Origin of the sequence: Pontibacillus marinus BH030004 = DSM 16465 (assembly GCF_000425225.1) — a bacterium.
Lineage (GTDB): Bacteria > Bacillota > Bacilli > Bacillales > BH030062 > Pontibacillus > Pontibacillus marinus.
This window is the reverse complement of record NZ_KE384331.1, coordinates 223,313-230,955: the sequence shown is the minus strand read 5'-3', so window position 1 is coordinate 230,955 and position 7,643 is coordinate 223,313. Positions and strand designations below refer to the sequence as shown.

Here is a 7,643-nt window from a genome sequence, read left to right as displayed (position 1 = left end):
ACGGAACCGCCGTAGTTCTGGTGGAGGATGTTCTGATTCCAGGTAGTATATTCCTATCATGGCAAGGGTCTAAGCAACTTCTCTGACTTTAATTTCCAATAAAGATGAGGTGGGGAAAGCCAAATTATGGTCCGTTAGTTTCCATAATCGCGTGGAGGGAAGGAAACGGCAAACTGTCGTGGTAACAAAGGCAAGACGAGACCCCGCAAGGAGCGTAGCGTATGAGGAGGCTCGGCTTGTCTTCCACAACAGGCTTGCCGTTTCACTGACCGCAACAAACTACTCAACAGCAACGGACTCCTCTCAATTTCAAGTCTTCCACAATCCTGCCATTTAACGGCATAAAAACTAGGTGAATATGTTTTGAAAAATCTATTTCAAATAAATTGATATCTCCTTAGTATTTAATACCTGCTCTTAAAAGTTGATAAGTAGTTCATACGATGCACTAGATTAGGTGAATCGACACAGTATGATAAATTCGCCTTAAATAATTAGAAAATTGATAAAGTTCCACATTTGGTAACAAAAGATCTAAATATATACCAAAAATACCCATGATCTTGTCGGAAAATACAAACTTTTGGTTTATTAAGAATATCAAACTGGGAGCGAGGTGGACGAAAAATGAGTCGAAGAAAATAAGAACGAAGATTGATAGGCAAACCAAAAGCCTAGTTGTATGATGAATGTATCAGATTCAACGACAGTTTAATTTATCTCATCTGTTGAATCTCGATAAAGGCAAACCTGGTGAAAACCAGCGACGCAAAGCTACAGGGGCTACCGACTCTAGTGATCACACATGAGTCCACGCCAGCCAGTTACCGAAAGATTTAAGGGTGACGTATATCTACAACCCTCTTTCGGTATTCGAATGAAGGGTTATTTTTCGTGGGAAAAGGAGGTTTGAAAATGAAGCTTATCGATCAACAAGATCAAACGAACATTGCATCACAGATCCGCACTTCATATAACTTTATTACTCGTTTAAAAGGATTAATGTTCGTACCTGACCTTGCTGATGATGAAGCCATGCATATCAAACCCTGTCATTCGGTCCACACCTGTTTTATGCGCTTTCCAATCGATGTGGTGTATGTGAATGAACAATTGGAAGTTGTGGCAATGGAAGAAAACATGAAACCTTTTCGATTCGGAAAACTGCAGCCACGTGCTCATTCTGTTTTTGAATTCAAGGCCGGAACCATTCAAAACAAGGAAGTGTACGTTGGACAAAAATTTTTATTAAAACAAGAGGAGAGTGAAGAGCATGGAATTGCTTAAACAATTAGTTGTAGAAGAAGAAGGACAAGGTATGACGGAGTACGGTTTAGTATTAGGTGTTATTGCAGTAGCAGTAGTTGGAATTCTAGTTTCTCTACGTGGAGAAATTACGACAATGTTCCAAGATGTATTAAATGACATTAAGAGCCGTGACGGTTCTACAACGACAACTGGCTAATCGCTAGTTCGCCCCACTTCACTATGAAAGGGCGGTGTATAATGAATGGAATCTCTTATCGAAAGTTTCTTACATGATGAGGACGGTCAAGGTATGACGGAGTACAGTATCGTTCTCGGCGTAATATCCATAGCGGCTTTTGGAATCATCATTCTGTTAACAGAAGAGCTACAACAGGTTTATACCCGAGTAGTGGATGCCGTCCAAAGCCGAGACTCTTAAGAAGTTTGTTGAATGATTTCCCCTTATCTCATACTGTAGGCCTTGCGTTTTTGCGACGTAAGGCCTTTTTTTAAAAAGGGCTTCAGAAAAAATAGAGAGGTGGAACAACTCTCATGTGGTTTGATTTAGCTATGATATTGATCTTACTTATATGTCTTGTAACCGATTTAAAAAATCGGAAAATTTATAATGCAGTGCTTTTGCCAGGGTTTTTGCTTTCACTCGTTTTCCACACTTTTGTGAATGGGTGGGCAGGTCTTGGAAGTTCCTTGTTAGGAGCACTAATCGGAATACTTATTTTATTTATTCCTTTTGCCATGGGTGGTATGGGGGCTGGAGACGTTAAACTTCTTGGCCTCATTGGTGCATGGAAAGGGAGTATGTTTGTCTTTTACACATCCATTTATATGGCACTAGTCGGTGGTGTGATTGCTTTGGCCATTCTATTATTTCAAAAAGGTTGGTTGCAACGATTTAAAGGCTTTGCCTATTTTTTTGCCTTTCTTAGACAAGGGAAGATCCAATCCGAATGGATCCAAACAAGTGCTAGGAAAACAACGTACCCATACGGCTTAGCGATAGTTGCGGGAGCTTTTTGTTCGTTGTGGTTTAGCTTCTTGGAGGTGATATAAGGTGAAATTTAGAAAAGAAGATGGCCAGTCGATGGTTGAAACGGCACTTGTTTTGCCTGTATTAATCATCTTACTCGTCGGTATGTTTGATTTTGGTCGAATCTTTTATACCTATACTCACCTGCATTTAGCAGCTCAAGAAGCTGTTCGAGTTGGAGGACTAGGTGGAAATGACTCTGAAATCACAGCTTTTACAAAGAGCTATGTAAATATCAATGACCCTGAAAATTTGGTGGTGGGGGTTTCACCTGATGATAGCACGCGTGTGTCAGGAGATTATGTCACCGTAACGCTCGATTATCCGATGGAATCATTCACTCCATTTATATCATCCCTCTTACCCTCGGCGTTTACGGTTCACACAGAATCGACCATTCGGGTGGAGTGAGGAGGTACGTGATGAAGTTAATAAAGCAGGAAGAAGGGGCAAGTCTCGTTCTTGTTGGTGTAGCGTTTATGGGAATAATGATGATGGCAGGCCTTGTACTTGATGGCGGCGCCCTTTTTATGGAAAAACGGAATCTACAAAAAGCGGCGAATGCGGCTGTGCTATCTAGTGCACAGGAACTGACGATGGACCAAGCCTCCGTTCAAGAGATCGTAGATGATGTGCTGCAAAAACATGGAGAGCTTACGAGTCTAGAAAACACACAAATTCAAATCGATAACCGAGTAGATGTGTATTTGACAAAAAACGTAAAGTTGTCATTTGGAAGCTTATTTGGAAAAGACACAACGGAAGTTAAAGTGCATGCTGCAGCAGAGCTTACTTCTATGGGGAAGGCTGTAGGGGCTGCACCTTTAGGAATTGATGATCGTGTTGAGTTAGATTATTACACAGAATATAAGTTGAAGGTTGACCAGACAGAAAATGAATATGGATACTTTGGTGTTTTAGCTTTAGGCGGACCAGGTGCAGCAACGTATGAGGATAACTTGCGAGATGGCTATCAGGACCAAATTGAAGTGGGGATGGTTCTCGATACAGAGACAGGAAATGTAGCTGGAAAAACGAGGTCTGTTATTAGTGAAAAGCTATTAGATGGCTGTGGTTACGAAGCAGGATCGAAACAAATCGACAGAGACTGTGATCGGATATTATTAGTACCGGTTTACACACCTCACACACAGACAACTAATCAGTTAAAAAGTGTAGAAGTGACTGGGTTTGCTTACTTTTTCATAACAGAACCGATAGACCCTAAAGATACAAGTATCACTGGAATATTTATCAAACGTGCTGGAAAAGGCGTTTATGAAAGCGGAGCCTATGATAAAGGTGCTTACGCAATTCGACTAACAAGGTAGGTGGACAGAATGAAAGGAAAAGTCATGATGACGTTAGCCCTAATCATGGGGATTATGACTACATATTTATTTTATCAGTACACAAAAGATATTCAGGTAACGAAAGCGAAACAAGGAAATATGGTCGAGGTCGTTGTTGCAAAAGAAGCTATTGGGAAGAACCAACGAATCGATAAAGATGATTTAGAGATCGTCTCTAAACCTGAGGGGGGGCTTCATGCAAGTGCTCTACAAAAGACGGACGGGATTCAAGGTCAATACGCCACAGCAGCTATTGCTCAAGGGGAGCCGATTTTATCTCACCGATTACAAACGAAAAAAGAAGAGGAACTCATTGTAGCGAAAAAAGTTTCACAAGGTAAGCGTGCGTTATCTCTTGGAGTAAACATGGTGCAGTCCGTATCAAACTTAATTGAGCCAGAGGATTATGTAGATGTATATGTTTCGATCGCAAAAAAGGAAAATGGAGAAACGAAGGTAGAAACGGATCTAATCGAGCAAAAAGCACGTGTGCTTGCTATTGGTCGTAAGCTCGTCGAATCGAATTCAAAAGAAGATTATGTAGAATACAGCTCGATCACAATTGAGGTTGAACCTCACGAAGTTGCGAAAATCGTAAAAGCTTCAGAAGAAGGAAACATTCATATGGCATTACGTTCGAGATTAAAAGAAGAAGTTGAACCAAAGGAAAAAGAAAACTAATTATCAATAAAAATATGAAAGGAGGTATAACGATGGAAGAGGGAGTTCAAAAAAGAGGCGAACTGATTGTTGTAGCGTCAGCAAAAGGTGGCGTTGGGAAAACGTGCTTAAGTGTGAACCTAGCCACAGCCTTTTGTAAGAAGAACATACGCGTGTCACTCGTTGATGGTGATTTTCAATTCGGTGATGTTAGCCTATCTCTCGATTTAAAATCCTCTTTTACCATGAAGGATATCCTTGATGAGGGTGAAAGTATTGATAAGCCGAGTATATTAAGCTATTTAAACCATCATGAAAGTGGATTAAAAGTATTGGCAGGTCCGGATCGTCCAGAGTATGCAGACCTCGTAACCCCTGAAACGATTGAGAACGTATTAAATACATTGCTCGAAGAACATCATTACGTATTAGTAGATTGTGGCGTAGGATTTCACGAGAATAATTTGAAGATGCTGGATATGGCTGATCGAGTTCTTCTCGTAACGAATTTGGAAATGTCTACGTTAAAAAATACGCGCTTAATGCTTGAGACTTTTGAAACGTTAGATATTCGGCATAAGGTAGAGCTTGTCTTAAACCGCTCTACGATGGAATCTGTGATCAAACCAAATGACGTGGTGGGCATTTTAAATTCAGAGGAACCGATCTATTTACCGAACGACTTTCAAACAGCAAGTCAGTCATTGAATATCGGCATTCCTTTTGTCATGAATCAAGCAAAAACAGATTTGGCGAAAGCTTACTACAAAATGGCTGAACGACTGTATTCAAAGAGAGAAATTACGATGTTTAATGATAAAAAGAAGAGTGGTCTTTTCGAAAAACTTCTGACGAAAAAAGACGTTGAAAATGAAGAAGAGAAGGTAGAAGCTGCTCCGAAAAAAAGTTTATTAAAACCGTTTGGGAGGAGGCGTAGCACGTGAGCTTATTAAATCGGATTGAAGAGAAAAATAAACATAAGGTGGAACAAGATCCACTTGGGGAAGAACAATCCTCTCAGATGAATCAACAGGATTTGTTGCAAGCTTTTCGCGATAACCAACGGCCATCTCAACCTAACCAGGAAAAGAAAAAGCCAGAGCGTCAAAAGCTAACGAAGCATCAGGAATTAAAAAATAAACTGCATAAGCAGATTCTAGATGATATCGATGATACAGAGATTGAAGAAATCATCCCACAACTAGATCAAATGGCCATTGAGATTATGAAAGAAGACGAGACGTTTCGCGGTCAAGTTGATCGAAAGAAAGTCGTAGAAGAACTCATCAATGATCTAACTGGTTTTGGCCCGATCAATCCATTATTGTTAGATCCTGAAGTGTCAGAGGTTATGGTAAATGGACCTGATGCCATTTATATGGAACGTAACGGAAAAATTGAGCTATCCAATGTTCAGTTTCGTGATGATGAGCATGTCATGAATGTCATAGAAAAAATCGTAGCACCCATTGGACGTCGTATTGATGAAAGCTCTCCTTTGGTAGATGCGCGCTTACCTGATGGTTCTCGTGTGAATGCGATTATCCCACCTCTTGCGTTAAATGGACCAACCATTACCATTCGTAAATTCTCAAAGGATCCATTTACGATTGATAACCTTATCGAATTTGGTACGGTGACACGTGAGATGGCGACATTTTTAGATGCTTGTGTTAAAGCAGATTTAAATACTTTCGTAAGTGGTGGTACAGGTTCAGGTAAAACCACTACTTTGAATGTCTTATCGAATTTTATCCCATTTGATGAACGTATTATTACGATTGAGGACTCAGCCGAGCTGCAATTGGGGCAAGAACACGTTGTCTCTCTCGAATCTCGTCCACCGAACATAGAAGGAAAGGGTGGCATTCCAATCAGAGAGCTTGTGCGAAACTCCTTACGTATGCGTCCTGACCGTATTGTCATTGGTGAGGTTCGTGGTGGTGAAGCGCTTGATATGCTTCAGGCCATGAATACGGGTCACGATGGTTCTCTCGCCACAGGTCACTCGAACTCACCACGTGATATGATTTCACGTTTAGAAACAATGGTATTAATGGCAGGGATGGAGCTTCCGATCAGAGCGATTCGTGAACAAATTGCAGGTGCGTTGGATGTAATTATTCAACAGGCTCGTTTGAAAGATGGAACGCGACGAATCACCCACATTACTGAAGTTCAGGGGATGGAAGGTGACGTCATTGTGTTGCAGGACATCTTTACATATAAGCAAACCGGTGTAGATGAAAACGGCAAAATCCAGGGTCGTCTCGTTCCAACGGGTGTACGTCCAAAATTCTATGAGCGATTGGAATCCTCAGGTATTCATATTCCGGCTCAGGTGTTTATTGAACAAGAGGAGTGGATGTAAATGTTCTGGTACATTACCTTAATGGTTGGAATCACAACGCTCCTATTTTTCTACGGTCTATTCCATTTTCTTTTTATGAGAAATAAGCGCTTGGAAAAAAGAATGAAGCGTTACCTCGAACATTCTGATTCCAAGAAACTAGATAAAAAGAAGCTGCGTTCTCTTGTTGATATTCGCTTAGCTCGTGAAAAGCTTGGCAAGAAAGTTTTATCAAAGGAAAAGTCTTCGAAGTTAGAAGCGTTAATTAAAAAGTCAGGGCTCCCGATTAAGCCTGAAGAATATATATTTTTCCAAATCATCTCCGTTTTTCTTGTAGGGATGTTGCTATTTTTAATTTCGGGAGATCTAATCATGCTGTTCATCGGTGCGCCAATTGGATATTTTATTCCGTTATGGTTTATAAAGAAGAAGATTAAGGATCGAGTGAAAGCATTTAATGAAGGGTTACCGGATATGCTGAGCACCATGATTGGTTCAATGCGTGCAGGCTTCAGTTTACCTCAAAGTCTCCAAACCGTTGTGGAAGAAGGGGAGGCACCCATTAAGGATGAAATTGAGCTTGTCCTTAAAGAGATGCAATACGGAAGTACACTGGAGGATTCGCTGAATGGACTTTATGAACGCATGCCAAGTAAGGACTTGGAGTTAATGGTACAAGCCATTATCATTCAGCGAACCGTTGGTGGAAATCTGGCCACCGTTCTCGATAAAATTGTGAACACGATTCGCGATCGAACGAAAATCCAGAGGCAGATTACAACCTTAACTGCTCAAGGTCGCTTATCAGGAGTCGTTATTGGGCTCTTACCCGTAGCACTTGCATTTATCCTTTACTTAATTGAGCCGGATTATATTGGAGCGCTAATTTCGCACCCAATTGGCTTGATCATGCTGGTTGGCGGTGCTGTATCAGGAACTGTAGGGTTCTTTATGATTAAGAAAATCACTACAATTGAGGTGTAGT

10 protein-coding genes and 1 riboswitch are annotated in these 7,643 nt (G+C 40.8%); all 10 genes read left to right on the top strand.

Features of this window, described 5'->3' with window-relative positions:
• The first annotated feature begins 733 nt into the window (after nucleotides 1-733).
• Nucleotides 734-832: riboswitch (cyclic di-GMP riboswitch) on the top strand.
• A gap of 83 nt (nucleotides 833-915) precedes the next feature.
• The 10 genes from H514_RS0117680 to H514_RS0117635 all read left to right on the top strand — a co-directional run bounded on the left by H514_RS0117680 (nucleotide 916) and on the right by H514_RS0117635 (nucleotide 7,642).
• A complete protein-coding gene (locus H514_RS0117680; protein ID WP_027448143.1) occupies nucleotides 916-1,287 on the top strand; it encodes a DUF192 domain-containing protein in 372 nt (123 codons plus the stop codon).
• Nucleotides 1,274-1,465 carry a Flp family type IVb pilin gene (locus H514_RS0117675; RefSeq protein WP_036843637.1) on the top strand — a complete coding sequence of 64 codons (192 nt, stop codon included), beginning with the start codon at nucleotides 1,274-1,276 and terminating at the stop codon, nucleotides 1,463-1,465. Before H514_RS0117680 ends, H514_RS0117675 begins: the two co-directional genes overlap by 14 nt.
• A 45-nt stretch (nucleotides 1,466-1,510) precedes the next feature.
• Nucleotides 1,511-1,687: a Flp family type IVb pilin gene (locus tag H514_RS24770; protein ID WP_154657407.1), complete on the top strand. Its 177-nt coding sequence runs from the start codon at nucleotides 1,511-1,513 to the stop codon at nucleotides 1,685-1,687.
• 113 nt (nucleotides 1,688-1,800) lie between these two features.
• Entirely contained in the window at nucleotides 1,801-2,319 is a 519-nt protein-coding gene (locus H514_RS0117665) for an A24 family peptidase (RefSeq protein ID WP_027448141.1), read from the top strand.
• Nucleotide 2,320: 1 nt separating this feature from the next.
• The gene (locus tag H514_RS0117660; RefSeq protein ID WP_027448140.1) at nucleotides 2,321-2,707 is read left to right on the top strand and encodes a TadE/TadG family type IV pilus assembly protein; all 387 of its coding nucleotides are present in this window, start codon (nucleotides 2,321-2,323) and stop codon (nucleotides 2,705-2,707) included.
• An 11-nt stretch (nucleotides 2,708-2,718) separates the two neighbouring features.
• Complete coding sequence (locus H514_RS0117655) at nucleotides 2,719-3,627, top strand: Tad domain-containing protein (RefSeq protein ID WP_036843640.1); 909 nt, start codon at nucleotides 2,719-2,721, stop codon at nucleotides 3,625-3,627.
• Between the two features lie 9 nt (nucleotides 3,628-3,636).
• A complete protein-coding gene (gene cpaB / locus H514_RS23450) occupies nucleotides 3,637-4,329 on the top strand; it encodes a Flp pilus assembly protein CpaB (protein ID WP_051255211.1) in 693 nt (230 codons plus the stop codon).
• A 32-nt stretch (nucleotides 4,330-4,361) separates the two neighbouring features.
• Nucleotides 4,362-5,252 (top strand): AAA family ATPase, encoded by an 891-nt coding sequence (locus H514_RS23445; RefSeq protein ID WP_231566648.1) that lies wholly within the window; start codon nucleotides 4,362-4,364, stop codon nucleotides 5,250-5,252.
• Nucleotides 5,249-6,679, top strand: coding sequence for a CpaF family protein (locus H514_RS0117640; RefSeq protein ID WP_027448138.1), 1,431 nt, complete (start codon nucleotides 5,249-5,251; stop codon nucleotides 6,677-6,679). Before H514_RS23445 ends, H514_RS0117640 begins: the two co-directional genes overlap by 4 nt.
• The gene (locus H514_RS0117635) at nucleotides 6,680-7,642 is read left to right on the top strand and encodes a type II secretion system F family protein (RefSeq protein WP_027448137.1); all 963 of its coding nucleotides are present in this window, start codon (nucleotides 6,680-6,682) and stop codon (nucleotides 7,640-7,642) included.
• The last annotated feature ends 1 nt before the right edge of the window (nucleotide 7,643 follow it).

Excerpts from the sequence above, each read along its gene's own strand:
- H514_RS0117680 (WP_027448143.1), top strand. The coding sequence starts at position 916 with ATGAAGCTTATCGATCAACAAGATCAAACGAACATTGCATCACAGATC.
- H514_RS0117675 (WP_036843637.1), top strand. The coding sequence starts at position 1,274 with ATGGAATTGCTTAAACAATTAGTTGTAGAAGAAGAAGGACAAGGTATG.
- H514_RS24770 (WP_154657407.1), top strand. The coding sequence starts at position 1,511 with ATGGAATCTCTTATCGAAAGTTTCTTACATGATGAGGACGGTCAAGGT.
- H514_RS0117665 (WP_027448141.1), top strand. The coding sequence starts at position 1,801 with ATGTGGTTTGATTTAGCTATGATATTGATCTTACTTATATGTCTTGTA.
- H514_RS0117655 (WP_036843640.1), top strand. The coding sequence starts at position 2,719 with ATGAAGTTAATAAAGCAGGAAGAAGGGGCAAGTCTCGTTCTTGTTGGT.
- cpaB (WP_051255211.1), top strand. The coding sequence starts at position 3,637 with ATGAAAGGAAAAGTCATGATGACGTTAGCCCTAATCATGGGGATTATG.
- H514_RS23445 (WP_231566648.1), top strand. The coding sequence starts at position 4,362 with ATGGAAGAGGGAGTTCAAAAAAGAGGCGAACTGATTGTTGTAGCGTCA.
- H514_RS0117635 (WP_027448137.1), top strand. The coding sequence starts at position 6,680 with ATGTTCTGGTACATTACCTTAATGGTTGGAATCACAACGCTCCTATTT.